General features: G+C 70.3%; 30 protein-coding genes. 14 read left to right on the plus strand and 16 right to left on the minus strand.

Annotated elements, in window-relative coordinates:
• Window positions 1–5: 5 nt before the first annotated feature.
• From DMP23_RS16865 to DMP23_RS16875, 3 genes are all read left to right on the plus strand, one after another.
• Entirely contained in the window at window positions 6–428 is a 423-nt protein-coding gene (locus DMP23_RS16865; RefSeq protein WP_337821645.1) for a cupin domain-containing protein, read from the plus strand.
• A 102-nt stretch (window positions 429–530) separates the two neighbouring features.
• On the plus strand, window positions 531–1,892 hold the full coding sequence (locus DMP23_RS16870) for a solute carrier family 23 protein (protein ID WP_337821646.1): 1,362 nt from the start codon (window positions 531–533) through the stop codon (window positions 1,890–1,892).
• Window positions 1,893–1,926: 34 nt separating this feature from the next.
• A complete protein-coding gene (locus tag DMP23_RS16875) occupies window positions 1,927–2,751 on the plus strand; it encodes an SDR family NAD(P)-dependent oxidoreductase (protein ID WP_337821647.1) in 825 nt (274 codons plus the stop codon).
• Between the two features lie 25 nt (window positions 2,752–2,776).
• On the opposite strand, the gene DMP23_RS16880 is transcribed toward DMP23_RS16875, so the two are convergent.
• On the minus strand, window positions 2,777–3,301 hold the full coding sequence (locus DMP23_RS16880; protein WP_337821648.1) for a GNAT family N-acetyltransferase: 525 nt from the start codon (window positions 3,299–3,301) through the stop codon (window positions 2,777–2,779).
• Window positions 3,302–3,350: 49 nt separating this feature from the next.
• Between DMP23_RS16880 and DMP23_RS16885 the strand changes: the two genes are divergently transcribed.
• The 3 genes from DMP23_RS16885 (at window position 3,351) to DMP23_RS16895 (ending at window position 6,125) form a co-directional block, all read left to right on the plus strand.
• A complete protein-coding gene (locus DMP23_RS16885) occupies window positions 3,351–3,920 on the plus strand; it encodes a CGNR zinc finger domain-containing protein (RefSeq protein WP_337821649.1) in 570 nt (189 codons plus the stop codon).
• Window positions 3,921–4,044: 124 nt separating this feature from the next.
• A complete protein-coding gene (locus tag DMP23_RS16890) occupies window positions 4,045–4,737 on the plus strand; it encodes a helix-turn-helix transcriptional regulator (protein WP_337821650.1) in 693 nt (230 codons plus the stop codon).
• Window positions 4,738–4,805: 68 nt separating this feature from the next.
• Window positions 4,806–6,125: an amidase family protein gene (locus DMP23_RS16895; RefSeq protein ID WP_337821651.1), complete on the plus strand. Its 1,320-nt coding sequence runs from the start codon at window positions 4,806–4,808 to the stop codon at window positions 6,123–6,125.
• Window positions 6,126–6,133: 8 nt separating this feature from the next.
• Here DMP23_RS16895 and DMP23_RS16900 read toward each other — a convergent pair whose 3' ends face one another.
• From DMP23_RS16900 to DMP23_RS16920, 5 genes are all read right to left on the minus strand, one after another.
• Window positions 6,134–6,769, minus strand: coding sequence for a TetR/AcrR family transcriptional regulator (locus DMP23_RS16900; RefSeq protein WP_337821652.1), 636 nt, complete (start codon window positions 6,767–6,769; stop codon window positions 6,134–6,136).
• Window positions 6,770–6,773: 4 nt separating this feature from the next.
• The gene (locus tag DMP23_RS16905; protein ID WP_337821653.1) at window positions 6,774–7,343 is read right to left on the minus strand and encodes a D-alanyl-D-alanine carboxypeptidase family protein; all 570 of its coding nucleotides are present in this window, start codon (window positions 7,341–7,343) and stop codon (window positions 6,774–6,776) included.
• A gap of 143 nt (window positions 7,344–7,486) precedes the next feature.
• Window positions 7,487–7,783, minus strand: a complete 297-nt coding sequence (locus DMP23_RS16910) for a YrhK family protein (protein ID WP_337821654.1) — start codon at window positions 7,781–7,783, stop codon at window positions 7,487–7,489.
• A 274-nt stretch (window positions 7,784–8,057) separates the two neighbouring features.
• Window positions 8,058–8,858 (minus strand): pentapeptide repeat-containing protein, encoded by an 801-nt coding sequence (locus DMP23_RS16915; protein ID WP_337821655.1) that lies wholly within the window; start codon window positions 8,856–8,858, stop codon window positions 8,058–8,060.
• Between the two features lie 46 nt (window positions 8,859–8,904).
• Window positions 8,905–9,321 (minus strand): hypothetical protein, encoded by a 417-nt coding sequence (locus DMP23_RS16920; protein ID WP_238606374.1) that lies wholly within the window; start codon window positions 9,319–9,321, stop codon window positions 8,905–8,907.
• A gap of 86 nt (window positions 9,322–9,407) precedes the next feature.
• On the opposite strand from DMP23_RS16920, the gene DMP23_RS16925 reads away from it, so the two are divergent.
• The 4 genes from DMP23_RS16925 (at window position 9,408) to DMP23_RS16940 (ending at window position 12,757) form a co-directional block, all read left to right on the plus strand.
• Window positions 9,408–10,580 (plus strand): sensor histidine kinase, encoded by a 1,173-nt coding sequence (locus DMP23_RS16925; RefSeq protein ID WP_337821656.1) that lies wholly within the window; start codon window positions 9,408–9,410, stop codon window positions 10,578–10,580.
• Complete coding sequence (locus DMP23_RS16930; RefSeq protein ID WP_037806115.1) at window positions 10,577–11,182, plus strand: response regulator transcription factor; 606 nt, start codon at window positions 10,577–10,579, stop codon at window positions 11,180–11,182. Before DMP23_RS16925 ends, DMP23_RS16930 begins: the two co-directional genes overlap by 4 nt.
• Before the next feature lie 72 nt (window positions 11,183–11,254).
• Window positions 11,255–11,833 carry a TetR/AcrR family transcriptional regulator gene (locus DMP23_RS16935; RefSeq protein WP_337821657.1) on the plus strand — a complete coding sequence of 193 codons (579 nt, stop codon included), beginning with the start codon at window positions 11,255–11,257 and terminating at the stop codon, window positions 11,831–11,833.
• Window positions 11,834–11,878: 45 nt separating this feature from the next.
• Window positions 11,879–12,757: an alpha/beta fold hydrolase gene (locus DMP23_RS16940; RefSeq protein WP_337821658.1), complete on the plus strand. Its 879-nt coding sequence runs from the start codon at window positions 11,879–11,881 to the stop codon at window positions 12,755–12,757.
• Window positions 12,758–12,766: 9 nt separating this feature from the next.
• Here the strand turns inward: DMP23_RS16940 and DMP23_RS16945 are convergent, their stop codons facing one another.
• The 4 genes from DMP23_RS16945 to DMP23_RS16960 all read right to left on the minus strand — a co-directional run bounded on the left by DMP23_RS16945 (window position 12,767) and on the right by DMP23_RS16960 (window position 15,819).
• Window positions 12,767–13,255 (minus strand): DinB family protein, encoded by a 489-nt coding sequence (locus DMP23_RS16945; RefSeq protein WP_337821659.1) that lies wholly within the window; start codon window positions 13,253–13,255, stop codon window positions 12,767–12,769.
• A 162-nt stretch (window positions 13,256–13,417) separates the two neighbouring features.
• Window positions 13,418–14,509 carry a hypothetical protein gene (locus tag DMP23_RS16950; protein WP_337821660.1) on the minus strand — a complete coding sequence of 364 codons (1,092 nt, stop codon included), beginning with the start codon at window positions 14,507–14,509 and terminating at the stop codon, window positions 13,418–13,420.
• Window positions 14,510–14,708: 199 nt separating this feature from the next.
• Complete coding sequence (locus DMP23_RS16955; protein ID WP_337821661.1) at window positions 14,709–15,044, minus strand: hypothetical protein; 336 nt, start codon at window positions 15,042–15,044, stop codon at window positions 14,709–14,711.
• Between the two features lie 145 nt (window positions 15,045–15,189).
• The gene (locus DMP23_RS16960; RefSeq protein ID WP_337821662.1) at window positions 15,190–15,819 is read right to left on the minus strand and encodes a peptidase inhibitor family I36 protein; all 630 of its coding nucleotides are present in this window, start codon (window positions 15,817–15,819) and stop codon (window positions 15,190–15,192) included.
• A gap of 169 nt (window positions 15,820–15,988) precedes the next feature.
• Between DMP23_RS16960 and DMP23_RS16965 the strand changes: the two genes are divergently transcribed.
• A complete protein-coding gene (locus DMP23_RS16965) occupies window positions 15,989–16,489 on the plus strand; it encodes a hypothetical protein (RefSeq protein WP_337821663.1) in 501 nt (166 codons plus the stop codon).
• Between the two features lie 4 nt (window positions 16,490–16,493).
• Here DMP23_RS16965 and DMP23_RS16970 read toward each other — a convergent pair whose 3' ends face one another.
• Both DMP23_RS16970 and DMP23_RS16975 read right to left on the minus strand, forming a co-directional pair.
• Window positions 16,494–17,474 carry a GNAT family N-acetyltransferase gene (locus DMP23_RS16970; RefSeq protein WP_337821664.1) on the minus strand — a complete coding sequence of 327 codons (981 nt, stop codon included), beginning with the start codon at window positions 17,472–17,474 and terminating at the stop codon, window positions 16,494–16,496.
• A gap of 38 nt (window positions 17,475–17,512) precedes the next feature.
• Window positions 17,513–18,415: a LysR family transcriptional regulator gene (locus DMP23_RS16975; RefSeq protein WP_337821665.1), complete on the minus strand. Its 903-nt coding sequence runs from the start codon at window positions 18,413–18,415 to the stop codon at window positions 17,513–17,515.
• A 132-nt stretch (window positions 18,416–18,547) separates the two neighbouring features.
• Between DMP23_RS16975 and DMP23_RS16980 the strand changes: the two genes are divergently transcribed.
• Window positions 18,548–19,249, plus strand: a complete 702-nt coding sequence (locus DMP23_RS16980; RefSeq protein WP_078870168.1) for a flavodoxin family protein — start codon at window positions 18,548–18,550, stop codon at window positions 19,247–19,249.
• A 45-nt stretch (window positions 19,250–19,294) separates the two neighbouring features.
• On the opposite strand, the gene DMP23_RS16985 is transcribed toward DMP23_RS16980, so the two are convergent.
• Window positions 19,295–20,416 carry an FAD-dependent oxidoreductase gene (locus DMP23_RS16985; RefSeq protein WP_337821666.1) on the minus strand — a complete coding sequence of 374 codons (1,122 nt, stop codon included), beginning with the start codon at window positions 20,414–20,416 and terminating at the stop codon, window positions 19,295–19,297.
• Window positions 20,417–20,494: 78 nt separating this feature from the next.
• On the opposite strand from DMP23_RS16985, the gene DMP23_RS16990 reads away from it, so the two are divergent.
• A complete protein-coding gene (locus DMP23_RS16990) occupies window positions 20,495–21,190 on the plus strand; it encodes a TetR/AcrR family transcriptional regulator (protein ID WP_037806128.1) in 696 nt (231 codons plus the stop codon).
• The gene (locus DMP23_RS16995) at window positions 21,187–22,350 is read left to right on the plus strand and encodes a tyrosine-type recombinase/integrase (RefSeq protein ID WP_337821667.1); all 1,164 of its coding nucleotides are present in this window, start codon (window positions 21,187–21,189) and stop codon (window positions 22,348–22,350) included. The genes DMP23_RS16990 and DMP23_RS16995 overlap by 4 nt, the downstream gene beginning before the upstream one ends.
• Here DMP23_RS16995 and DMP23_RS17000 read toward each other — a convergent pair whose 3' ends face one another.
• The 3 genes from DMP23_RS17000 to DMP23_RS17010 all read right to left on the minus strand — a co-directional run bounded on the left by DMP23_RS17000 (window position 22,351) and on the right by DMP23_RS17010 (window position 24,685).
• Window positions 22,351–23,145, minus strand: a complete 795-nt coding sequence (locus DMP23_RS17000; protein ID WP_337821668.1) for an MBL fold metallo-hydrolase — start codon at window positions 23,143–23,145, stop codon at window positions 22,351–22,353.
• Between the two features lie 82 nt (window positions 23,146–23,227).
• Entirely contained in the window at window positions 23,228–23,971 is a 744-nt protein-coding gene (locus DMP23_RS17005) for a hypothetical protein (protein WP_337821669.1), read from the minus strand.
• Window positions 23,972–23,998: 27 nt separating this feature from the next.
• Window positions 23,999–24,685, minus strand: a complete 687-nt coding sequence (locus DMP23_RS17010; protein ID WP_043838712.1) for a TetR/AcrR family transcriptional regulator C-terminal domain-containing protein — start codon at window positions 24,683–24,685, stop codon at window positions 23,999–24,001.
• Window positions 24,686–24,727 lie beyond the last annotated feature (42 nt).

Here is a 24,727-nt window from a genome sequence, read left to right on the forward strand (position 1 = left end):
ACCGCATGCATGTCGAACCGGAAAAGACGCCGACGATGGTCCTGGACTGGGGCACCCTCAAGTGGCTGGTGAACCCGTCCACGATCGAGGGCACCGAAACCACCGTCGGCGAAGTGATCGTCTACCCCGGACGCGGGCACGCGATCCACAACCACCCCAACGCCCAGGAAGTCCTCTACGTCATCGAGGGCGAGGGGGTGCAGACGGTCGGCGACAGCGATCCGTTCCCGATCAAGACCGGCGACGCGGTGTTCGTGCCGCGCGGCGTGGACCATTCGACCTTCAACACCGGATGGCGGGCCCTGCGGCTGATCGTGACCTACAGCCCGGGCGGGGAAGAGCGCAATTTCCGTTCCCTGCCCGACTACGAGGAGGTCCCGGCCGGGATCACCCCGACCTGGGTCCGGGAAGCGCGCCCCGCCGAATGATCCGTTCAGCCGGGCACGCCTGACTTCCCGGCCACCCGCTCGTGCGTGGGGGACGCACGGCGTGATCCACGCCCAGCCCACCCCGTTCCGAGGGAGACGATCATGGTCGATCGGCCCAGAACCGCCCCGAACCCAGTCCCCGCCGACGCCGACGCAGCTGTCAACGAGGTGCCGAGGTTCGGACGGTTCGCGCTCTACAGCGTCCAGCACCTGCTGACCTTCTACGCGACGGTGCTCGTGCTGCCGGTCATCATCGCGGCCGGCATTCACCTTCCCCAAGCGGAGACAGTGGTGTTCCTCGCCGCCACGGTCCTCGCCGGCGGCATCGCCACGATCGTGCAGACGGTCGGCGTCTGGCGGATCGGGATCAGGAAACCTCTGGTGCTCGGCGGTTCGGCCGTGGTGATCGGCCCGGCGATCGCCATCGGCAACGCCAACGGCGGCGGCATCGGCGGACTGCTGGCCGTCTTCGGCGCGTCCATCGTCGCGGGGCTCGTGCTCGCCGCCGCCTCGCCGCTGTACGGGGCGCTGCTCCGGGTGTTTCCGCCGGTGGTCACCGGATCGGTGATCGCGATGGTCGGGCTCTCGTTGCTGCCGATCACGGTGAAGCTGATCGGCGGCGGCGAGCCGGGCACGAAGTCCTTCGGGAGCGCGGCCAATCTGACAGTCGCGGCGACGACCGTCGTGACGGTTCTCCTCATCTACCGGTTCGGCAAAGGCCTGCTGAAGAGCATCGCCATTCTCGTCGGCCTGGTCGCCGGGGGAGCCGTGGGTGCCGCCGTCGGGGTCGCTGACTTCAGCGGAGTCGCCGACGCGAGCTGGTTCTCGTTCGTGGTGCCGTTCCACTTCGGACTGCCGACGTTCAATCTCAGCGCCGTCCTGGCGATGACCGTCGCCGTCCTGATCGTGGGCGTGGAATGCACGTCCAGCTACTTCGCGGTCGGCGAGATCCTCGGACGGGGCCCCACCGACAAGGAAGTCCGCCGCGGGATCCTCGCCGAAGGCGTCGCCGCCGTACTGGGCGGGATCGTGGGTTCGGTCCCGCCGACCACGTTCAACGGCAACATCGGCCTGGTGCGGGCGAGCAACGTGAAAAGCCGCTGGGTCGTGGCCGCCGCCGGTGTTCTGATGGTCGTGCTCAGCTGCCTGCCGAAGGTGGCCGCCGTGGCCGCGGCGTTGCCGGCTCCCGCGGTTGGCGCCGCCCTCATGACGCTGTTCGGCATCATCGCCACGGTCGGCATCCAGACCCTGGGAAAGGCCGACCTGCACAACGACCGCAACCTCATCGTCGTCGCGATAAGCCTCGGAGCCGGTTTCGTCCCCACGTCCTACCCGGAGATCTTCAACGCCTTCCCGCAGGGCCTGCAAATGGTGCTGCAAAGCGGAATCGTCGTGACCGCAGTCGTGGCGGTGGCCCTCAACCTGATCTTCAACGGGCTGCAGCGGCACGCTCCCGCCGAATAGGCGAATCCGCCTGCCCAGCAAGGAGAAATGCATCATGCACATCAAGACCACGGCGACCCGGACCCTGCCGGTCCGGCACCCGGAGGTGTTCCCCGTCCACGCGGGCAAGCGCTTCATCGTCACCGGCGCGGCCGGCGGCCTGGGCCGAGCGACCGCGGAACTGCTGCTCGCGGAAGGCGCCCGGCTCGCCCTGATGGACGTCCGCGGCGACGCCGTCTCCGCCGTGGCCCGCGAACTCGGCGGGCAAGCGGCCCCGTTCGTCGTCGACCTGAGCTCGCCCGAAAGCATCGCGGACGCGGCAGCCGAAGCCATCTCGCACTTCTCGGGCATCGACGGCCTCGCCAACGTCGCCGGAATCGTCCGCCATTCCGACCCGCTGCAAATTCCGCCGGCAGACTGGGAAAGCCAGCTCGCAGTCAACGTCGTTGGCCCCTACGAACTCTCCAGGCTCGTGGCACAGCACCTGATCGAGGAAAACCGTCCCGGCGCGATCGTGAACGTCGCCTCCGAGGCGGGCAAGGTCGGCCACGCCCAATCGCTCGCCTACAGCGCGAGCAAAGCCGCGCTGATCAACGAAACCAGGATGATGTCGGCAGCGCTGGCCCACGCGGACATCAACGTCAACTGCGTGTGCCCCGGAGGCCTGCCGACCGCGATGCTCCGCCAGGTGGCCGACGCCTATTCCGACCGCATCCACGAACCGGCGGGCGACATCTTCGACGCCATGATCACCGAACAAGCCGGACGGCACCTCGATCTGACCGAGGTCGCGCGGGTCATCTCGTTCCTCCTGTCGGACAACGCGTTCGCGATCCGCGGCCAGGCGGTGAACGCGGACGGCGGCGGAACTCCGTACTGATCACGACTGGCCCGTCGGGTTCCCGTCAACCTGCAGCGCCCGCCGCGCTGGGACGCACGGTTTTGACGTACCGGTGGACCGGGACGCCGACGGTGCCATGCCGGGTCGGGGCTTGGTGAACCATCGGCCCGGCGTCGCGCCAGCCCGCTCGCTCGTAAAGCCGCCGGGCGGTGGCATTGGCCGGAACGACGGCCAGCCACGCCTCCCGGTGGGTTTCCGCGATCAGGCGCTCGGCGGCCTCGAGGAGAGCGGACCCGACACCCGTGCCCCGCGCGGCCCGGTCCACTCCGAGTTGGATCACCTCGCCGTCGCCGACCCCGACGATGACCAGCCCCAGCAGACCCGGCCCGCCGTCGGTGGCGACCAGCGTCGTGCTCAGGTGGTCGGCCGCGAAGCTGGTGAAGTGCTGGGAATCGCGCACCGCCATCAGCTCGTCCGGCACACGGCCGCGGTGCCCGTCGAGCCACGCGGCCTCCCACATCGCGGCGATCCGCGGCAGGTCGGACGGTTCCGCCGCACGCAGGACCGGTGCGGGCGAGGTACGCGTCATGGGACGTCCTTCCGCCGATGGACGTCACTGCCGTAGGCTGTTTATGCCAGTGACGCTACTGAACAGGGAGGCAGGCAAGCAAGTGCGCCTGGACGCTTACGCCGACACCGGGCTGCTGGTCGCGATCGACCTCGTCAACCGCCTAGTCCTGCACCCGGACGACAGCGCCTTGGCCGAGATCCTCGCCGTCGACCCGCCGTCAGCGGCCCAGGTGACGGCCGACGACGCCCCCGAATTCACCGCACTAGCCAACGCACTGCGGCCGGTACTCGACAACCTGCGCGCCGGTGACGAGGACGCCGCAGCGACCAGGCTCAACAAGCTGCTCTCCGCGCACCCCGCCCACCCGCACCTGGCACTGGAGGAAGGACGCTGGCGCTTGCACCACCACCCGGCCGAAACGTCCCTGGTGCCCATGTGGTCGGCAATCTGCGCGGAAGCCCTCGCCCGGTTCCTCGCCGACGGTCACGCCCACCGGATCGGCGCGTGCGAGGCACCTGGCTGCGGACGGCTGTTCATCGACACCACCCGCAACCGCATCCGCCGCTTCTGTTCGACTGCCTGCCAGGACCGCGTCAAAACCGCCGCGGCGCGTCGCCGCCGGACTGCTGAGCGCTGATAATTTCTTGCGCCCTGCCCGCTGCAGTCTGCTGTCTTCAGGGGTTGCCTCGTACACTCTCGTCCGAGCAGGGAGCCGACGGAGCTGAAGTCGCGCTCGCTACTTCGCACCGAAGCGAGGCAGTATGGCCCAGGAGTACGCACTGACGTGCGAAGCGATCGACATCGTCCTCTCTGACTCGCCGCTGAAGGCAAAACGCCTCCACCTCGGCGACGTTCTGCGTCGCATGCTGCGGGCGGACATCTTCGCCTCCTATGTCTGCGATTCGTCCGGCCCCTACGCCGACCCGGTCCAGCTCGACCTCGGCGACGACGCGCTTCGTGCCTACGACAGGCATTTTCGGCACGTCGACGACCTGACCCCGAAGCTTTTCGCGCGGGGGAGCGCTTCGCGGATCACTCCGGCCGCCGGGGTCTCCACCGAGTTCGTCCAGGACTTCCTGCATCGCGGCGGGATGTACCACGGCATGAACTACTTCGCGGCCGGAGCCGGTCCCGGTTCGGTGGACCTGCGGCTGTGGCGGGGACGCGGCGGCCGCGCGTTCACCGAGGACGAGGCGCGGGTTTTCCGCTCTTTCGGCGATCTGGTCGCGCGGACCTGGCCGAGGGAGGCCCCGTCCGGGCAGAAGCCGTTATCCCGGCGCGAAGCCCAGGTCGCGGAGCTGGTCGCGGACGGGTACAGCGACAAGCAGATCGCCGCGGCCCTCGGGATCGCGCCGCCGACTTTGCGGACCCACCTGAGCAACGCGTTCGCCAAGACCGGAGCCGCCAACCGCGCGGCCCTGGCGGCGCATCACCTCCGCCATCGTCAGAAATGACGATGGCGGAGACCGCGTGGCATGCCGAGACTCCCGGTTAAGCCTCATTCGCTGCAAAGGAGCCCCGGATGCCGCTTTCTCCGGCGGGCGTCACCGCCCACCCCGCTGTCCTCGAGCCGGTCGGACGACCGGAACCGGGGGAGTGGACGCAAACCTGTACTGCCGAGGACATCGCGGCCCAGTTGCCGCTGGCGGACGGGACGCCGTATCCGCTCGCGGTGAAAGCGAACATCGCGGTGCGCGGACTGCGCCGGTCCGCCGGATGCGAGCTGCTGGACCTCGGACCGGAGGAGGCCGACGCCCCGGTCGTCGCGCTGTTGCGCCGCTCCGGCGCGGTGGTCGTGGGCATGGCGAACATGCACGAACTCGCCTTCGGGATCACGTCGCAGAACGCCTCCTACGGCGCGGTGCGCTTGCCGGATCGTCCGGGCTATCTGGCAGGCGGATCCTCGGGCGGCAGCGCCGCGGTCGTCGCGCGCGGCCACGCCGAGGTCGCATTGGGCACGGACACCGGGGGCTCGATCTCGATTCCCGCCAGCCTGTGCGGGGTCGCGGGATTCCGCCCCAGCACCGGACGCTGGCCGACGGCGGGCATCGTCGGCCTGTCGTGGACACGGGACGCCCCCGGGATCTTCGCGCGCTCGGTGCGCCGCCTCGCCGAGATCGACCGGGCGATGCTCGGCGAAACAACGGACCAGGACCTTCCGCGGCCCCGCATCGGGGTGCCCGCCGAGCTGTTCCGCGAGCTGCACCCCAGCACGCGAGCGGCGACCGAAGCGGCTTTGGCCGCGCTCGGGGACGTCGTCGAGCTGGTGCCGGTGCACCTCGAGGAGATCTGGGAGCTGAGCCACGCGGCGGCGATGCCGATCGTCTGTTGGGAAGCGCGTCGGCTGCTCGGAGACGCCGTCGCCCGCGCCCTGGGCATGAACCCGGAGGAGGCGTTCGCCCGGCTGGTCGCGGGCGTGCGCAGTCCGGACGTCCGGCAGATCCTGGAAGCGGAGGCATCGTCCCCGGTGTCGCCCGACGAATACGCGATCGCCCAGCGGCAAACCGAGCAAGCGCGAGCGCGCTACGCAGAACTGCTGCACAAGCACACACTCAACGCGCTCGCATTTCCCACCACGCCCGCACCGGCGCCGCCCGTCGACTGCGACGGGACCGTGGAACATCTGGGCAGCCGCGTCGACGCTTTCGAGCTCTACACCCGGAACACCACGCCAGGCGCGATGCTCGGGGCGCCCATGGTCACCTTCCCGCTCGCCACCCCCGCGACCGGTCTTCCGGTCGGGCTGACCGTCCAAGGAGGACGGTTCGACGACCGCCGGACACTGCGCCTCGCCGAACGAATGGCGGAAACACTGTCGGACACCGTCAACCAGGCCGGTTGACCAATCGGCTACCGCGCTTTTTTGGTTGTTCTGCGGAGTTTGCCGCGCAGCGCACGGAGGGCGATCGGTCCGAGGTCGTCGATCACCTCGATGAGGACGGCCAGCCGGTCGAGCGCGTCCAGAGCCGCCTCGGTCCCGTCCGGGTCGACGCCCTCGTAGAGCTCCAGTCCGACGAACCCGGCGCTCACCGCGCGTGCGAGGCCCGGCGTGTCGATCACCTCGGCCATAGGGGAGTCGGCCAGCAACCTGGTCAAGGCGCTCTCGATCGGCGCGATCCACAACTGCAGGGCCGTAGCGGTCGCTTCGGCGAGTTTGGGGTCGGCCTGTGCGCCGGCGAGCATCTGGGCGAGCACCGTGACGTTGCCCTGCGCGCGTTCGTCGGCGTGCAGGGAGCGGCCCAGCGCAAGCAGCTGCCGCAGATCGGTGACCTCGTCGAGGCGTTCGACGAACGGTGCGACCCTGGCCTGCGTCGCGGCGAGGCACGCGGCCTGCAGCAGGTCGTGGACGGTGCCGAAGTGGTAGAAGACCAGCGCCTGGTTGACCCCGGCGGTCGCCGCGATGCTCCGCGCGGTGGTGCCGTTGAGGCCGTGCGTGCGGATCGTCTCGATCGTGCCGTCGATCAGGCGTTGTCGGGTGTCGGCCACGGCTTCACCGTAGAGGCCCCGACAGTCGGTGACCGACGGCACCCGGGTGCGGCAGCCGCTCCGGACGCCCGGCGGGCCAGTACTCGAAGTGCCACCATTCGTTGTCGTACCTCCGATACAGGTGATGGCGCGCGCCATACCGCTCCAGCCAACGCGAACCCTCGACTGGCCGCACGTCCAGGGCAGTCCCCGCGACGTGTCGGGACTCGTCCGGCGGCAGCGCCCGCAACCGGGCCGCCGCTGGCGACCCGCTCCGACGGACCTCCTCGGCGAACAAGCGCTCCTGTTCCCCGGCGTCCCGATGTCCCGAGGTGAGCCCGATGAGCTCACCGTCTTGCCATAACGCCTGCGTGCGCGCTGCGATGAACGCGGCACGGGTCGCGGGCGTCAGACCGGTGAGGTCCTCGGCGGGGAAACGCACCGCCAGGGCCCACTGGCAGGCGGTACGCCGAGCCCGACCCGGCGTGATCACGAACGCCACCGGCAGCAGCGCTATCGCCAGCATCCGGGTGACCGCCTGGTACCAGCGATCGCGGCGAAGTGGCTGGCCGGGATCGGGACGGACGCTCGTCATTGCTACCCCCACTCCGGTCGTGTGCACGACCGCCAACCCGCTTTTGAGCAGTTGCTCAAAAGAGAGGATAGACGAGATTTGAGCAACTGCTCAAGCAGGTCTCCGCCCGAGATCGCTGGCCGCGGAGCAGGGGGGCGAGCCGGTCAGAAATCGGGCGTGGAATCCACGGCCCCGTCGCGGCGGATGCGGCGGAGGTGCACCGCGCGGGTCAGCCGGATCACCGGGCGGATCAGCAGTTCGATGCTGCCGACGAGGAAGAACCAGGCGGCCAGGGTGGCGAGGGACTCGTAGAAGAACAGGATGCTTCCGGCGACGAACCAGAGGGCGATGAGGATGTCGTTGCCGATGCTCAAGGTTTCGTACCGGCGGCGGATGATCAGTTCGTCGTGCCCGAAAGTGAGCACGAGGTCTGCGGTGTCCGTTCCGTTCGGGTGCGCCATGCTGCTGCGTACCCGGGTGCCAGTACTGCTAATCCGTGACGAACGCGACCGCCGCGAAATCCGTAAGGGTTGAACTGCACTGAACCATTACCGCACGATGGCGGCATGGAAGAAAACCGTTGCCCCCGCTGTGGCTGGCCCTTGGCCGAGCTGCCCTCGTCCGCTGTCGTTCCCGCGTCGGCGGGCAGCAGGGCCGACTACGTGCGTTGTGTGTGCGGCAGCTGGATCGCGCGGCTCGGCGGGGTCGTCGTCGGGTCTACCCGCCCGCGCTGACTCACCAGTGGCCGGGGCGGGCCAGCCGCGGCGGCAGCTTGGTCTTGGCGTCGCCGCGAGCCGCGTTGACCTGGGACTGCGTAAGGAAAATGCTGTCGGTGAAGTCCGCGCCGCGGACGTCGGCGTCGCGCAGGTCCGCACCGATCAGGTCAGCGCGGCGCAGATCAGCGCCTCGGAGGTCGGCCGCGATCAGGTAGGCACCGCGCAGGTTCGTGCTGCGCAGGTCCGCGCCGGCCAGTTTCGCGCCGATCAGGTCGGCGCCTCGCCGGTCCTTCTTGCGCCCGGCACCGGCGCGGACCAGTTCGCTGGTGCGCACCAGAAGCGGGTTCACCTGCGCCCGCCGGGCGTCGACGTCGATGGCCAGCACCGCGTCCGCGTCCTCGGAGGTGATCTGCTCCAGTTCGGTGATCTCCGCGTCCAGGTCCGCGTGGATTTCGCGGGTCGTGGCCAGCGAGCGCGCTTCGGTGAGGTACCAGAGCAGTTCGTGCAGATGCCGCATCACCGGGAGCGCGGCGAACATCCGCTCGCGGGTTTCCGGGGCCTCCCGCCAGCTCCGGCCGCCGAAGGTCACCTGCGACACCTGCTGTCCGGCCCCGAAGCAGTCGTACCCGGTGCAGCCCGCGAAACCCTTGGGGCGCAACCGGTCGTGGATGCCGCAGCGGAAGTCGGACCGCAGGTTCGGGCACGGGTCGCCGGCCCGCTTGTCGATCGCGAAATCGGCGGATTTGGTGAAGGTGAGCGCGACGCAGCAGAGGGCGAAACAGCTCGTGCAGTCGGCGGTCAGGGTGCGGCGGTCGGGCAAGGTCTCTCCAGCGAAGGCGGGCGAACCTGTCCAGCGTAGTCGCCGCTCAACTGCCCGCGACGACCACGACGCGTCGGCGGCGCGAACGCATCGCCAGCGCCGCGAGCACGAACACCTGCAGCTCAGGCTTGACGCCGGACAGGTCAGCGGTGCCCGCGGTGAGGGTGCCGACGGTGTTCCCGGCCTCGTCGAGTTGCACGTGGTCACGACGCCCGGTCCGCCGGAAGCGCAGTTCCGCACCGCCGCTCTCGACGCTCCAGGTGCGCGTGCCCGGCCGGTGGGTGCTCGCGAGCACCGACCCGTCGGCCGCCAGCAACTGGTAGCTGCGCAGCCGGCGGCGGATCCGATAGCTGACGCCGTCCAGCCGGAACTGCCCTCCGGACCGGCCCTCGATCACGGTGAGCAGGCGGCCGTCGCTGGTGATTTCGTACTTGGTCAAGCCGGACTTCGCGATCTGCAACATAGCCAAACTCCAGCATCGCCTCGTCCGGACCGCCCGTGCCGTTTGTCATGGGTGATCATCGGCGAGGCGGCCTTACCATGATCGACATGCGCGAACCCGATCCGGACCGGTTCTCGGCCCGCCAGTGGCCGGACTGGAGCTTCTGGACGGACGCGCACAGCGGAGGGCCCGGGCTGCACCGCGGCCGCGTCCGGTCCGTGGTGGTCAACGGCCTGATGATGGGCTTCCTGGCCACCTGGGTGATCGCGATCGCGGACGGCCGGTACGGCCCGGTGCGCACCGGGCTCGCTTTCGGCTTCCTCGGCTGCTACGCCATCGCGTACCTGCTGGTGCTGTGGTTCGGCCCGCTCGCGCTGCGGCGGCAGCGGATCGCGATGGTCACGGCGATGTTCGCGCTCGGCACCGCGCCCGCGCTGATCCTCGGTTCCCCGGCGTATCTCACCGGCCTCACCTACGCCATCGCGACCGGGCTCATGCTGCTGCCGCTGCGGTTCTCCCTGCTTCTCGGCACCGGAGCTGCCGTCGCCCAGATCGCGTGGATGCTGGTCAGGGACGGACGGGTCGCCTGGGGCCAGGTCCTCACGCTCGTGGCCGTCACCGCCATCCTCGGCATCGTCTACGCGCTGACGTTCACCATCGGCCACCTCCGGCTCGCCCGCGAGCAGATCCGGCGGATGGCGGTGGACCAGGAACGACAGCGCGTCGCCCGCGACCTGCACGACGTCCTCGGCCACAGCCTCTCCACGATGACCCTGAAACTCGGCCTGACACGGCGGATCCTGGAGACTTCGGACAACACCGACGCGGCACTCGCCGAGATCCGGGACCTGGACGACCTCTGCCGGGAAGCCCTCTCCGACGTCCGCGCGACCGTGTCCGACTACCGCACGGTGTCGTTCGCGACCGAAGTCGCCGGCGCCCGGATGGCGTTGCGCGCCGCCGGCGTCCAGGCTGAACTGCCCGCCGCGGCCGACGCCGTAGCTCCCGAACTGCAGGGCGTTTTCGGTTACGTAGTAAGGGAAGCCGTGACCAACGTACTCCGCCACTCCGACGCACAGCGCTGCGTCGTCCGCGTCGGACGGGACTGGCTGGAGGTCGCCGACGACGGCACTGTCCCGGCGGAGGTCGTCCCCGGACACGGACTGACCGGTCTCGCCGAGCGGATGGCCGCGGTGTCCGGCTCCCTCGAACACGGCCGCGGCCCGCACGGCGGCTTCCGGGTGCTGGCCCGCGGCCCGGCGGCCGGAGGTGCGGCGTGATCCGGGTCCTGCTGGCCGACGACCAGGCGCTCGTGCGCGGCGCACTGGCCTCCCTGCTGCGGATGGAATCCGACATCGAGGTGGTCGCCGAGGTCGGCTCAGGCCCCGAGGTCCTGCCCGCCGCGCAGCGGACCGCGCCGGACATCGCGCTCGTCGACGTCCAGATGCCCGGCCGCGACGGCCTCGCCGTGACGGCCGAACTGCGGCACGCGCTGCCGGAGTGCCGCGTGCTGATCTGCACCACCTTCAGCCGCCCCGGTTACCTGTCGCGCGCGATGTCCGCGGGCGCGGCCGGGTTCGTGGTGAAGGATTCGCGCCCGGAACAACTGATCAACGCGATCCGCCGGGTCCACGCCGGACTGCGGTTCGTGGACCCGGCGCTCGCCGCCGAATCGCTGGCCAGCGGCGCGAGCCCGCTCACCGACCGCGAGGCGGACGTCCTGCGCGCCGCGGCGGAAGGCGGAACAGTCGCGGACATGGCGCAGGCGCTGGGCCTGTCGGCGGGGACGGTGCGCAATCACCTGTCTTCGGCCATCGGCAAGACGCAGGCCCGCACGCGCGCGGAGGCGGTCCGGGTCGCTGAGACGAGCGGGTGGCTGTAGCGCTCCGGACGTAGCCAATCCAGGGACCCCCTTTCTTGATCGGATGTTCCAGAAAGGCGTAGAGTGCGGATCATGGTCCGCACCCGAGAGTTCGACACCGAGGCCGCCGCGAGCCGCGCGATGGAGCTGTTCTGGTCGCGCGGCTACGAGGCGACCTCGGTCCGCGATCTGACCCAGCACCTCGGCATCGGGCAGGGCTCGCTGTACGCCGCGTTCGGCGACAAGGACGGCCTGTACCGGGCTGCACTGGAGCACTACCGGGCCACGCTCGCGGCAACCGCCTTGGACAACCTGAAAAACGGGGCCGACGCCCGCTCGGCGATCCGGACGCTCCTGGTCGAGCGGATCCGGATCGCCGTGTCCGACGACGGCCGCGGTTGCCTGGCCGTCAACGCCGTCTGCGAGCGCCTGCCGGGGGACGCCGCGACCCGGCGCACGGTGCGGGACATGCAGGACGCGAGTCAGGACGCGATCGCCGAAGTGCTGCGCGTCGCGGCGGAGCGCGGCGAGATCACGACCCCGCACGATCCGGCCACGCTGGCCGCCTTTCTGGTCACGTTCCTCAACGGACTGCTGGTCACCGCGAAGATCACCCCGGACGCCCGCGCCCTCGAACCCCTCGTGGAGGTAGCCCTCGTCGCCCTCGGCTGATGTTTTACGTCCTCAATCTGGAACGCTCGATCAAGAAAGAGAACGATGCTCGACCACGACAGCACTCCCGTCCGCACCGGCCGCGCCGCGGTCAACGGAACGAGCCTCCACTACCGAACCGCCGGGTCCGGCCCCGCGGTCGTGCTGCTGCACGGCGTGCCGAAGACCGGTTACCACTGGCGGCACCTCGTCCCGAAACTCACGCCGCAGTACACCGTCGTCGTCCCGGATCTGCGCGGCCTCGGCGATTCCGCCCGTCCCGCAAGCGGATACGACTCCGCGACGATGAGCGACGACGTCGCCGAGCTGATGGCCGTCCTCGGCCACGAGACCTACGCCGTGGTCGGCGAGGATTGGGGAGCGGTGATCGGCTACCAGCTCGCCGCCCGGCACCGCGACCGCGTGCCGTCGCTGGTGTTCGCCGAGGCGTTGTTCCCCGGGTTCGGCTTCGAGGACCACACCGCGCTCACCGCCGAGAACGTCGCCGGCGGCATGCACCTGTGGCATCTGGGCTTCTACTTCCAGCCGGACGTCCCCGAAATGCTCATCGCCGGCCACGAACGCGAACTGATCACCTACATGATCAAGTTCGAGCGCAGCCGCCCCGACAGCGCCACCCCGGACGCGATCGAGGAGTACGTGCGCTGCTACTCCATGCCCGGCGGCATCCGCGCGATGCTCGCGATCTACCGGGCGATGCTCGTCGACGCCGAGCAGAATCGGCAAGCGGCGCAACGGAAACTGGACATCCCCGTCCTCGCGCTCGGCGGGTCGGCGTTCATCGGCGAACGCGCCGAGTCCCAGATGCGGATCATGGCGGACGACGTCACCGGCCTCGTTTTCGACGCCGGGCACGACCTCGCCGAGGAAGTGCCCGACGAGATGGCCGACGCGCTCCTTCCGTTCCTCGCCGAACACCGGTAGCCGGCGAGGTCAGGGGAGCGGCTGGTCGATCTGCTCGCGCAGGATGTCGCCGTGTCCCGCGTGCCGGGCGAACTCCTGGATCATCGCGAGCAGTGTCCAGCGCATGCTGACGGTGCCCTCGCCGGGAAACTCCTTGGTGTCGTCGAGTGCGAAGCGCGCGGCGATCTCCCGCGACCGCTGGCTGGCGCGTTCGTATTCGGCGATCACGTCGGCCACGGTCTCGTCGTCGGTTACGGTGAAGGTGCCGACGTCGCGCTTCGAGTATCCGTCGCATTCGGACTCGTCGAGCCCGGCCCAGAACCGCTGAAACCAGATCCGTTCCGCCGCGGCGGCATGCTTGACCACGGAAATCGGCGTCGACAGCGACGCGACGAGCCGTCGCCGCGCGTCGGTTTCGGACAGGCCGCGAAGCGTCTCGACCAGCGCTTCGCGGTTGCGGTCGAGCGTGTTCTCGAGCAGTGCTCGTTCGGTGCCGTTGGTGATGCGTTCGGTGGGCATGGTTCTGCTCCGTTTCTCGGGCATGACTGGGGACGACCTGACGAGGCCGGGGATTGCTGAAGTGCTCACGGGAGCGCGCCTGCACGGGCCAGGAAAGGCACCGCGGGCGATGACTGTCAGCCGGTCAACCCCGGCGACGGGAGGTATTCAACCACAACCCGGTCAGGCGCCGCCGTCCTCCGACTGCTCGGTCTCTTCCGCCTGTTCCGCCTTCTCGGCCTCGCGGAGCCGCTGCAATTCGTCGATTTCCGCCTGCTGCGCACGCACGCGAGCACGCAGTTCCCCCAGCTCAGCGTGCAGCGGCGCCAGCGTTTCGGCGTAGATCTTGGTCGCCTGGCTCAACTGCGCAGCCGACTCCGCGACCCGCTGATCAGCCGCCAACTGCACACCGCGCACCCGCTCGTCCGCCTCCGCCGCCTGCTCGCGCAACCGCTGCTCTTGCTCCCGCATCCGGCTCTCGTGCTCGGCGGTCAGCGATGCCCGCAATTCCTGCTGCGCCTCCGCGGCCGCGCGGCGCGCCTGTTCGAGATCCTCGACCGCCGTCGCCCGCAACGCGGAAATCTCGCGCTGCAACGCCGTGACCCGGTCATGCGCGGCCGCCGCCTGCTCGAGCGCACGCTGCCGGTTGTTCTCGGCTTCGTCACGGACCGCCAGCGCCCCTTCCTGCGCTTTCCTTGCCGTGGCAGCGTTGGCGAGCGCAGCGTCGCGCTCCTCCCGGTCCACTTCGGACTGTTTCCTGGCCGCTTCCTCGGCTGCTCGCGCTTCCTCCGCCGCCGCTACCGCGTGTGCGCGCTCGCCGTTCGCGACCCGGGCCTGCTCCAACGCCTCGTCACGGGCTGCTTCGGCCTCTTCCCGCGCCTTGAGGGCAGCCGCGGCCTGGTCGGTGACGTGCGTGCGCAGCGCCGACAGTTCCGCGTGCAGCGGGTCCAACGCCGACAGCGCCGACCCGAGCTGCTCGTCGAGCGCCCGGGTGTCGAGCTGGGTCATCGGCTGGTCGGGGCCGTAGACGGTCACCCAGATCTCGCGCTGCTCGTCGAGCATCGCGCACGTGACGACCTTCGCGCCCCACCGGCCGTACCGCTCCGGATCGGCCGGGCAGTAGGGCGTCGGCCGCCCGCCTTGCCGGGGGATGGGCGGCAGCGGCTGCCCGCAGTACGCACAGCCAGCCTCGTCCCCGGCGGCCAGCGCCCGCACGGTCGCCTCCCGGCGTTCCTCCCGGCTTCCGCGCCGGATCGGCGGCCCCACCGTCTCCATCAGTGCCCCTTTCCGCAGGTGGGAACCACTCTACAGTTAGGGTATCAATACTCAAACACCAGGTATTAGTTAGTAAATCAGAACCTATCGACGAAGGCGGGTACGTTGAACTATATGGATAACTTAGATTATTCATATAGTTGATGCGCAGAGCGGGTGCCCCGCCTGTTCGAGCTTGGTGGGGCACCCGAAAAAGAGGTCAGTGGCACTGGGTGGCGACGCCGCCGGTCACTCCGCCCTTGAGGTAGTAGGCGGCCACGTAGCCCTGCTTGTAGGTGTTGCCGAGCTGGCGGACCCAGATGTCGTTGCCTTCGATGTTCTCGCCGTGGGTCCAGCAGTAGGCGTCGTAGCCGTTGTTGGCGGTGACGTAGTCGACCTGCTGGCTGTGGGTCGTCGGCAGCTGGCGGACTCGCGCGTCGTGCCACGGCGTGACGCGGTAAGGGGCCAGCGCGGGTGCGGCGAGCGCTGGGCTGATCGTCGCGCCGGCGGCCGCGAGGGTCAGTGCGGCCACGGTCAGCGTCTTCGAGATCCTCATCGTGTTCCTCCCTGGTGATGGCGTTCCCCGGTCGCCACGGTGGTGGCCGATCGAGAACAGCACCGGTGCCGGGAGCGCGGCCAGAAGACCGGGTGTCCTGCCGTGTCCTGTTCTGCGCCGGACACGCGGACCTGCGGTTTTCCGGTCAGCTGTGCCGGTAGGAGCGGACGGAGGTCGAGCGTTCGGTGCCGCCCAGGTGGTTGAGAACGGTGTGCGAGCCGGTGCAGTCCGGGGCGGGAAAGCCGAGCTGGCGTTCTTTGCTGCTGTTCATCTCCGAGCGGGCCTCGAACGGCAGGGCGGCGCAGTGGTTTTCGCTGGCCCAGACCGGATCGAGCGTGATCTTCTGCCCGCCGAACTCCGGTTCGCTCCAGAAACAGACGAACCCGGGCGCACACTCGCCAATGCTCACGGACGGACGGTTGAACACCCAGAACGTCACTGTCACGGCAGCCAGCAGCACCGCGGCCGCCAGCGCGACGAACTGCCATCGGTGCCCCGGCCCAGCCGGTTCCTTCGCCGCCGGACCGGACACGCACAGCCGCTTGCGAACCGCGTCGAGTTCGTCGACCAGGTCCTCGCGGCCGCATCCATGCAGGTAACAGCGCAGCTGACCGGCAGTCGGCACCTGGCCGTTCTCGAGGTAGGACACGCGCTGCCTGGTCAGCGCCTCCGAGCCGATCGCGGAACGCCGGGAGAGCGCGTGCTGGGTCATCGGGCCGCGCAGTTCGCGCAGGCGTTCGCCGAAGGTTTTCGCGTCCGGACTGCGCTCCGCCATGCTTCGCCCCTCGCCAAGCCGTCCGGACCGCGGATCAGCGTAGCGAGCGAAACGCCCAGGTCCCGGCGGCGAACGCGGTGATCAACCGTTCCGGGGACTCCGGACCGGTGGACGCGGAGCCGCCGTGTCAGGATCGGCCGCAACCACGTCGGAGGTATGGGGGACGCTGATGACCGAGAGCGAGCTGCCGGGGTTTTCCTTCTCTCTGCGACCCGCTACGCGCGCGCCCGGCAGCGTCGCGCCAATGCTGAACGGCGATCTCGACTACGACGCACTGGTCATCGAGGCGTGCCAGGTGCTCGCGACGACGGATTGCGCATTCACCGCCTGCGGCTTCGGCGGAAGCTGGCCGGTGGACGTCGTCTACGACCTGTCGACGCTGGTCGAACAGCTTCCCGGCCTGCTGCGAGACCTGCGCGCCCGCCACGACGGCGAGATCGACTTCTGCGGCCAGGGCGTCGAGCGGACCCTGCACTTCCGGCCGCTCGCCGGGCAAGTGCAGGTCACCTGCATGTCCAGGACGTCCTGGACTCCGGATCCCGCGGTCGAAGTCATCGACGGCACCCGCCTAGAAGAGATGATCCTCCGGCTGATGTCCGCGTTCAGCACTTCGCTGGAGACCGCGCACTCGCCGCTGGCCGACGCGCCGCCGTTCCCCTCCTGGCGGTGAACCCTCACAACTCCCGGCTCACCACGCTGCCCGTCCGCACAGTCGCGAACCCCAGCCGGTGGTTCACCGCGATCATGTGCGTATTCGCCGCACCCGTACCGGTCCAGATTTGCGCCACGCCGGGTCGGTCCGTCGTGAACCACCGCAGCATCTCCGACTTCATGGCCAATCCCAGCCCGTGCCCGCGATGCGCGGCGAGCACCGCGGTGTCGCCCTGGTGCAACCGCTCCGGCAGCAGCGGCCGCGCTTCCAGCTCCGTCAAGCCGACCACGTCGCCCCCGGAAGAAACCGCCACCACCGTCCGATGCTCGATGCCCCGTTCGCGATACGAGGCTTCAATCCGCCGCACCCGGTCCACCGACCAATCCGGCGCGCCGAACTCGGACTCGCCCAACGGCGCATCGCCGATCGCCGCGCGAGCCTTCGCATACGCGGAGACCAGTGACTCCGGCGCAGCGCCGACCCACCGCATCAGCCGGTATCCGGCAGGCACCGCGATGTCCCACCGCCTGCGGTCGACTTCGCTCAGCTCCATGATCTGCAGGACAGCCGTGTGCACGATCCGGAATCCGAGCTCCTGAGCCCAGCTTTCGCCAGGACCGCTGGGGGTCAGGTTCCAGCCCTCCGCCCGCGTTCGGCCGCGCGTCCGCAGCATCGGCTCCAAGGCGTGGAAGAACTCTGTCCCGATGCCCTGGCGTCGCACGTCCGGATGGACGTGGAGCCGCACGAGGGCGAGCTGTTCGTTCCCGTCGGCGGGCAGCGTCACGATCGTCCTGGCGACGAGCCGGTCGTCCCGGTGGGCGGTCCACACCAGCTGCTCGCCCGCCTGGATCTGCGGCGCGCGCACTCCGGAGATCGTCTCCTGCCGCGTCATCGGCGGACGTTCCGGGGAATCCAGCCGGCAGGCGGAAAACTGCAGCTCGTGCAGTGCGTCCCAGTCCGCGTCGCTCGCCCGGTCCGCGTCGAAAAGCCGTACGTCCAGCACTGTCGCCCCCCTGATCGAAATCAGCCCCTCCTGGCAACCTACCTATGTCCCTGCCCCGGCACGGAAGCGCGCAGCAGCAGGTCCCGCAGCGCGAGCGCGACCTCCGACGGCTTCTCGGGCAGGAGGACGACCTGGTCGGCGGTGGTCGACGGGCCGGTCAGCGGGATGATCCGCAGGCCCGGCGGCTGGTGGTCCAGCGCCGATTCGACGGTGATCCCGATGCCCGTCCCGGCCGCGACGTTGGCGGCGATCGCCTGCACGCTGTCGGCGGTCCGGATGATCCGCAGATCCGCCCCGCTGATGCGGAACGCGGACAGCAGCCGGTCGCAGAGCCCGCTGTTGATCTGGTGCGGCCAGGTCAGCAACGCGGTCGAGGACAGTTCGGCCGCGCTCAGTTCCTTGTGTCCGGCAAGGGAATGCGCGGCGGGCACCAGTGCGACGAACCGTTCGGCGGACAGCACCCGCGCCCGCACGCCGTTGATCCCGCCGGTCGCCCAGCCGATGCCGAGTCCGACGGTTTCCGCGCGCAACGCGGCGAGTTGCGCGGTGGTCGGCATCGGCTCGGGCACGATCGTGACGTCCGGGAACTGCTCGCGCAGCCGCGGCAGGCAGCGCAGCAGCACCTGGTGGGCGGTGTATTCGGCGTGGGCGACGACGAGCGTGGTGCGTTTCCGGTCGCCGCCGGCGAGGGAGCGGCCGCGTTGCTGGAAGCGGCGCAGCTGGGCGAGGGTGGCGTGCGCGTCGGGCAGGAGGGCTTCGCCGAGGTCGGTCAGCGAGACGCGGCGGCTGGTGCGGTGGAACAGCTTGCCGCCCAAGGTTTTCTCGAGGCGGCGGACGGCGTCGCTGACCGTCGGCTGCCCGCGGTGCAGGCGCTCGGCGGCGCGGCCGAAATGCAGTTCCTCCGCGACCGTGACGAACGCTTCCAGCTCGATCCTGTCCACCGGACCAGGCTAGCCCGATCGATCGGTGTCACCGATCGCTGGGTGCTGGAGAACGGCGTTGATGACGTCCGCGGATCGGGATGAGATGGGGAGCAAGCAGGGGATTTCCCCACGACCGGAAGAAGTTTTCGCATGACAGCCACTGCCGTTGACGGCATCCCCGAGGCCACGGTGACCGTGGTCTGCCATTCGGTGCACGGGCACACCCGCCTGCTGGCCGAGCATCTCGCCGAAGGGGCGCGGCAGGTGCCGGGCGTGCGGGTGCACGTCGTCGACCTCCGCGCCGAGGACGTCTCCGCGGGCCGCTGGCACGACAGCGAGGTCATGGCGCTGCTGGACCGTTCCGACGCGATCGTGATGGGCTGCCCGACGCTGATGGGCAGCGTGTCCGCGGTGTTCAAGGCGTTCATGGAGGCCGCCTTCACGCCGTTCACGACGCAGGCGTGGAAGGACAAACTCGCCGGCGGGTTCACCATGTCCGCGTCGCAGAGCGGGGACAAGCTGACCGTGCTGCAGCAGTTGTCGGTGTTCGCCGCGCAACTGGGCATGCAGTGGATCGGCGTGGGCGACATGCCGGGCAACAACTGGAGCGGCGGGTCCCGCGACGACGTCAACCGGCTCGGCTCGTGGCTGGGGCTGATGAGCCAGAGCCACGCCGACCTCGGCCCGGAGGACGCCGGGTCGCACGGCGACCGCGTCACCGCGCAGCGCTACGGCGAGCGGATCGCCCGGCTGACGCAACGGTGGGTCAACGGCGTGCCGTACGAAACCGGCCGGATGACCGAGCACGAGGCCCGCGCGCTGTCCGCTTCGCTGCGGGAGGCGGTCGCCTGAGCGCGGCGGGGGTGCGGTCCGTGACCTGACCGCACCCCCGGAGTCCTACGTCCCGGCGACGAATTCCGCGAGCAGGCCGTGCGGTGCGTCGGGGCCGAACATCTGCCGTTGCAGGTGCGCGCCCTCGGCGGCGGTCTCCGCGCCGCGCGGGAACATCGCCTGTTCGTATTCGGCGAGCGCGGTCTCCACGTCGTCCGGATGCGCGGCGAGGGCGAGACCGAGTTCGGCACCGTCGAGCATGGCCAGGTTCGCGCCTTCCCCGTTCGGCGGGGCGAGGTGCGCGGCGTCGCCGACCAGGGTCACGCCCGGCACCCGCTTCCATTCGTGCCCGATCGGCAGCCCGTAGTGCGGCCGGAGGACCGGCGGGGTGTCGCTTTCGGTGATGAGGGTGGTCAGCGCCGTCGACCAGCCCTCGTACTCGGCCGCGATCCGGGCGGCCGCGGCGGCTGGGTCGGCGAAATCGATACTGTCGAACCATTCCAGCGGCCGGGTCAGCCCGATGTAGGCGTGCAGGATTCCGTCGCGCTCGCGGTGTGCCGTGATGCCCTGGTCCGGCGAGAGCGCCAGCAGCATCCCGCCGCCGACCGCCTCGGCCGTGGCCGGAAACCGCCGATCGGAGTCGTAGACGAAGGTCTCGACGGCCGACGCGCCGGTGTACTCCGGCTTCGCCGAAGACAGCAGCGGCCGGACTTTCGACCAGGCGCCGTCCGCGCCGACCAGCAGGTCGGTGGTGACCGTGCTTCCGTCGGCGAAGGCGACCTCGTAGCCCTGAGCCAAGGCGCGCACGCCGCTGACCTTGTGTCCCCAGTGGACAGTGCCCTCCGGCAGCGAGTCGATCAGCAGCTGCCGCAACTCGCCGCGGTGGACCTCGGGGCGGCCGCCGGTGCCGTCGTCTGGTTGTTTGAACAGCACTGTCCCGTCCCGGGACAACAGCCGCAGCTCTTGTCTCCCTTCCAAAATCAGGTGGCGGAATTCCGAAGTCAGCCCGGCGGCTTCGACGGCGAGCTGACCGTTGTAGTCGTGGATGTCGAGCAAACCGCCCTGGGCCCGCGACGCCGGGGAGGGCTCGGCCTCGTAGACGGCGGCCGGGATTCCGTGGACGTGCAGGACGCGGGCGAGCGTGAGGCCGCCGAGCCCGGCGCCGACGATCGTGACGGAGGTGTTCATGACAGGGCTCCTTCTGCCGAGAGTTCTGGTACGCCATTCCATATTGGAACGGCGTACCAGATGTGTCAAGATGGGCGCATGGCTACGGGGACGCGCCGGGCACAGCGGCGCACGGAGGCACTCTCTCGGGAGCGCATCGTCGAGGCGGCGGTGGAACTGCTGGACGCGGCGGGCGAGAGCGGCCTGACGTTCCGGGTGCTCACCGAGCGGCTCGCGACCGGGCCCGGGGCGATCTACTGGCACGTCGCAAACAAGGGCGAGCTGCTCGTCGCCGCGACCGACGCGGTGGTGGCCGACGCGCTGGCGGCGGAGCCGGCCGGATCGCCGCGGGAGGAAGTGCACGCCGTCGCGCTCGGCCTGTTCTCCGCGATCGACGCGCATCCGTGGCTGGCCGCGCAGCTGCTGCTCCAGCTGTCCCGCAGCCCGGGCGGGCCGGTGACGCCGCGGATCCTCGAAAGCCTCGGCCGCCGGGTCCGCGCGCTGGGCGTGCCCGAGGAGCACTGGTTCACCGCGACGTCGGTGCTGATGCACTACGTCCTGGGCGCGGCCGGGCAGAACGCGGCGAACAGCCAGGTCGCCGAGCCGGACGCGGACCGGGCCGAATTCCTTGCCGCCACGGCGGAAGCGTGGGAGAAGCTCGACCCGCGGGAGTACGAGACGACCCGGCTGATGGCGAGCCAGATGCGCGAGCACGACGACCGCGAGCAGTTCCTCGCCGGGATCGATCTCGTGCTCGCCGGGGTCGCCGCGCGGTATCCGGGCGGGCGCGCATGACCCTCGCGCTCACCGATGCCGGGGGAGCGGGCAAGGACGCGCGGGAGCGGTTCGGGGAGTTCCTGCGCGTGTACGCGTCGCTCAACACCCGCGTCGCGTACGCGACCGATCTCGGCATTCCGCTCGACTGGGTGCCCGGCTACCAGCCGCCCGATCCGGGACGCCGCCGCGGCCGGGCCCGGCGAACCGATCCGGACGCGCTCGCGTGGCTGCCGTGGTGCCTGCGCAACGGGTTCACGTCGTTTGCCGACGTCCGGGTGGAGCACGTCGAGCAGTGGCTGGACGAGCTTGCGCGGGCCGGGTACCGCGACACGACGCGCGGCCGGATGCTGTCGGCGGTGTCCGCGTTCTACCGCAAGTACCTGCTGCGCGAAGGCTTGGCCGGGCACAATCCGGCCGCGCTCGTGGACCGGCGGGCGCAGCATCTCAACCGGCCCTCCGGCGTCCCGTCGCAGACCGCGCGCTGGTCGTTCGATGCGTGCCGGGCGTTGCTGCTCGCGGCGTGGCTGCTGGCCGGGCACAGCCGGAACGGCCTGCGCGACCGGGCGATGGTGGAGATCCTGGTCGGCACCGGCGTGCGCGCGGAGGAACTCGTCGGCGTCGATCTGGGCGACTACCGCAGGCCGACCGCGGGCGGCTTCGGCGTGCTTCGCGTGCACGGCAAGGGATCCAAGGACCGCGAGGTCGCGCTGGCCGCGCCGGTGGCGGACGCGCTCGACGCTTATCTGGCCGACCGGGCCGCGCCGCAGGTCCCGGCGCTGCGCGGGCAGGTCGGCGCGAAGCGGGCGGAGCCGTTGTTCGTCACCAGCACCGGCGCGCGCGTGCACGTGTCGCACGTGACGGCGTTGCTGCGCCGGTTGTGCGCGACGTTCTGCCAGCCGCCCAAGACCGCGCGGCTGCGGGAGGTGCTCGACACCGCCGAGGCCCGGTTCGTCGCGACGCACCTGCAGCCGTTGTGCGACACCATCCATCCGCATTCGGCGCGCCATTCCTACGCGACGCACGCGATCGAGCGAGGGGTCCCGCCGCGCCAGGTGCAGCGCGACCTCGGGCACGCCGCGTTGTCGACCACCGAGGGCTATCTCCACGACGAGAACGCCATCCGGGATTCGGCCGCGCACGAACTGGCCCCGGCGCTGCATCGCGGCTGGCTCGGCTGATCAGCCGAACTTCGCGGCCTGTCCCCGGTGCAGGTCGCTGACCCACTCCCAGCCGGGTTTGGCCGACGGGCCGATCCTCGGGTCGTCGGGCTCGCGGCCGTCGCGCAGGGCCTGCACGTACGCGCGATCCAGCTCGATGCGCGCGCGGACCTGACCGGCTGCGACGGATCCGTGGCCGGGGACGACGATTTCGACTTCGTCCGCCACGGCTTCCAGCAGCTGCAGTCCGGTCAGGTAGTCCTCGATCGGGTCGGCGGTGCGGCCGAACATCGGGACGAGCACGTCGGAAAGCATGTCTCCCGCGACGAGAACCCCGCGTTCCTCGATCAGCAGCGCCGCGTGCCCCGGGGCGTGTGCGGGATGTTCGATGATCCGGGCGCGCGGGCCGTCCCAGGGGAGGTACGCGGTTCCGGCGGGCAGGCCGGTGACGCGGCCGAACAGGTCCATCGGCACGTCGTCGGCGATCTCCGGCGGCAATCCTTCGGCGACAAGGGTTTTCCAGTCCGGCCTTGCCAGCAGGTCCCGCAGGGAGGCGGCGCACCGGGCGGTTCCGTAGCGGGGGACGTCGCCGAATTCGGCGTGCCAGAGCACGTGGTCCCAGTCCGGATGCGTCGCGAAGCCCGCTGCGACCGGCTGGCCGAGTTCGCGGAGATCCTGGGCGAGGCAGGCCAGTTCCTCGTGGGTGAGCCCGGGGTCGACGAGCAGCACGCCATCGCGGCCCTGCACGACGACCGCGTTGTTCTCGAGCACCTCGCTCTGATGTACCAGCACGCCTGCCGCTGCCTGGCTCAGCATGGCGCCCCCTTCGCTCGTGGAGCGCGACAGTAGCCCGAAGTGGTAGCAAAGTGCAAGCACTACAGCGGTACCGCGGCAGCGGTCAGGCCTCGATGAACGGCTCGGTGCACAAGGTGCAGGTGATCGGCCCCAGTTCCAGGATCGACCGGGCCGCGCGGATCCGGCGCGGGGGTTCGCAACGGCAGATCGCCGCGACGTAGTTCGGCCCGCCGCGGTGCGCGCCGCGGCCGTCGACCGGGGCGATCACCACCGGCGGCGCGAGCGGTTCGGCGATCTCGTCCGGCGTTTCCGGGTCGTCCGGCGGGGCCGCGACGGCGCGTCGGGCGACCTCCTGTTCGGTGTGCCGCCACACGGTCAGCGCGGCTTCGAGCCGGGCGAGTTCTCCTTGGTACGCCTCGAGAGTCACGGGCAGTGCGGTGGTGGCGGACCAGCCGATCCGGTCCGCCTGTTCGGCGCGCAGGCCGAGTTCGGCGGCGAGCGCGGCGAAGCGTTTGTTGTGGTAGCGGCCGTCGCTGACGTCGACGATGTCGCGGGTGGCGGCGAGTCCGTGCGCGGCTTCGTGGAGCGTGGTGGAGAGGATTTCGCCCGCGCTGCGGCGCAGGCCTTCGGCGCCGAGGAAGAACTCGGCGCGCGGTTCGACGCCGTCGCCGACGTGCCAGCGGGACCGGGCGAAGTGGCCGTGGATTTCGGTGGTGGTGCCCATCGTTCCCGACGCCAGCACCAGGATCGCTTCGGGAACGTCCGCGTGCCGCCGCCGGATCTCGGCCCAGAGCTGTTCCATCGCGTGCATGACACGGGTCGTGGGCCCCAGCGCGGCGGTGTCCATGCGCCCATCTTGCCGCTTAAGCGGTAACTAGCCGAGAGCGAGTCCGGAAAGCACCCGCTCGAGGCCGGCGGCGAAGACGGCGTCGCCGTCCGGGTGCACGGCGTCGCGGGCGGTGCGGAACAGGGTGGGGTAGCGGCCAGTGTCGAACATCCGCTTCAGATACGGCGCGGCGGCGCGGTGCCAGCCTTCCTCGTCGAGGCCGGTGTCGCTGATGAGCCGCCGTTCGCGGATCTCGCTGCGGACCGCGCCGGTGACGTAGGAGTGCACGGTGAACACCGTGATCACGGCGTCCTCGATCGGGCCAGGACCGGCCGCGGCGGCGAGCGACGCCTCCAGGTACGCGAGCGCGTTCGGGCCGAGGCCGGGGCGTCCGCCGATCAGGTCCGCGAACCATTCGTGCCGCTGGACGGCGGCGCGGCAGCCGTGGGCGAGCGCGCGCAGCGCGGCCACGCCTTCGGTGTCCGGGTCGGGCAGCGGAATCTCGCCGTAGACGGCGTCGGTCATCAGGTCGAGCAGTTCTTCTTTGGTGTCGAGGTAGCCGTAGAGCCGCATCGGACCGGCGCCGAGCGCGGCGGCGACTTTGCGCAGCGACACCGCTTCCAGTCCGCCTTCGTCGGCGAGCGCGCAGGCGGTCTCGACGATGCGGGCGCGGCTCAACGGCGCCGGTGCCGCGCGCGCCGGCGGTTCGGGCCGTTCCCACACCAGTTCGTCCATGCTCGCTCCTTTTCGGGTGACAGTACCGGGACGGTTCCGATA

It is taken from the genome of Amycolatopsis sp. A1MSW2902 (assembly GCF_017312175.1).
Classification (GTDB): domain Bacteria; phylum Actinomycetota; class Actinomycetes; order Mycobacteriales; family Pseudonocardiaceae; genus Amycolatopsis; species Amycolatopsis nivea.

Coding starts and splice junctions, on each gene's coding strand:
- DMP23_RS16895 (WP_337821651.1), top strand. CDS start 4,806: ATGCCGCTTTCTCCGGCGGGCGTCACCGCCCACCCCGCTGTCCTCGAG.
- DMP23_RS16905 (WP_337821653.1), bottom strand. CDS start 7,343: ATGACGAGCGTCCGTCCCGATCCCGGCCAGCCACTTCGCCGCGATCGC.
- DMP23_RS16920 (WP_238606374.1), bottom strand. CDS start 9,321: ATGTTGCAGATCGCGAAGTCCGGCTTGACCAAGTACGAAATCACCAGC.
- DMP23_RS16875 (WP_337821647.1), top strand. CDS start 1,927: ATGCACATCAAGACCACGGCGACCCGGACCCTGCCGGTCCGGCACCCG.
- DMP23_RS16880 (WP_337821648.1), bottom strand. CDS start 3,301: ATGACGCGTACCTCGCCCGCACCGGTCCTGCGTGCGGCGGAACCGTCC.
- DMP23_RS16955 (WP_337821661.1), bottom strand. CDS start 15,044: ATGAGGATCTCGAAGACGCTGACCGTGGCCGCACTGACCCTCGCGGCC.
- DMP23_RS16865 (WP_337821645.1), top strand. CDS start 6: ATGCATGTCGAACCGGAAAAGACGCCGACGATGGTCCTGGACTGGGGC.
- DMP23_RS16995 (WP_337821667.1), top strand. CDS start 21,187: ATGACCCTCGCGCTCACCGATGCCGGGGGAGCGGGCAAGGACGCGCGG.
- DMP23_RS16990 (WP_037806128.1), top strand. CDS start 20,495: ATGGCTACGGGGACGCGCCGGGCACAGCGGCGCACGGAGGCACTCTCT.
- DMP23_RS16965 (WP_337821663.1), top strand. CDS start 15,989: ATGACCGAGAGCGAGCTGCCGGGGTTTTCCTTCTCTCTGCGACCCGCT.
- DMP23_RS17010 (WP_043838712.1), bottom strand. CDS start 24,685: ATGGACGAACTGGTGTGGGAACGGCCCGAACCGCCGGCGCGCGCGGCA.
- DMP23_RS16940 (WP_337821658.1), top strand. CDS start 11,879: ATGCTCGACCACGACAGCACTCCCGTCCGCACCGGCCGCGCCGCGGTC.
- DMP23_RS16890 (WP_337821650.1), top strand. CDS start 4,045: ATGGCCCAGGAGTACGCACTGACGTGCGAAGCGATCGACATCGTCCTC.
- DMP23_RS16925 (WP_337821656.1), top strand. CDS start 9,408: ATGCGCGAACCCGATCCGGACCGGTTCTCGGCCCGCCAGTGGCCGGAC.
- DMP23_RS16945 (WP_337821659.1), bottom strand. CDS start 13,255: ATGCCCACCGAACGCATCACCAACGGCACCGAACGAGCACTGCTCGAG.
- DMP23_RS16935 (WP_337821657.1), top strand. CDS start 11,255: ATGGTCCGCACCCGAGAGTTCGACACCGAGGCCGCCGCGAGCCGCGCG.
- DMP23_RS17005 (WP_337821669.1), bottom strand. CDS start 23,971: ATGGACACCGCCGCGCTGGGGCCCACGACCCGTGTCATGCACGCGATG.
- DMP23_RS17000 (WP_337821668.1), bottom strand. CDS start 23,145: ATGCTGAGCCAGGCAGCGGCAGGCGTGCTGGTACATCAGAGCGAGGTG.
- DMP23_RS16910 (WP_337821654.1), bottom strand. CDS start 7,783: ATGGCGCACCCGAACGGAACGGACACCGCAGACCTCGTGCTCACTTTC.
- DMP23_RS16980 (WP_078870168.1), top strand. CDS start 18,548: ATGACAGCCACTGCCGTTGACGGCATCCCCGAGGCCACGGTGACCGTG.
- DMP23_RS16960 (WP_337821662.1), bottom strand. CDS start 15,819: ATGGCGGAGCGCAGTCCGGACGCGAAAACCTTCGGCGAACGCCTGCGC.
- DMP23_RS16985 (WP_337821666.1), bottom strand. CDS start 20,416: ATGAACACCTCCGTCACGATCGTCGGCGCCGGGCTCGGCGGCCTCACG.
- DMP23_RS16950 (WP_337821660.1), bottom strand. CDS start 14,509: ATGGAGACGGTGGGGCCGCCGATCCGGCGCGGAAGCCGGGAGGAACGC.
- DMP23_RS16870 (WP_337821646.1), top strand. CDS start 531: ATGGTCGATCGGCCCAGAACCGCCCCGAACCCAGTCCCCGCCGACGCC.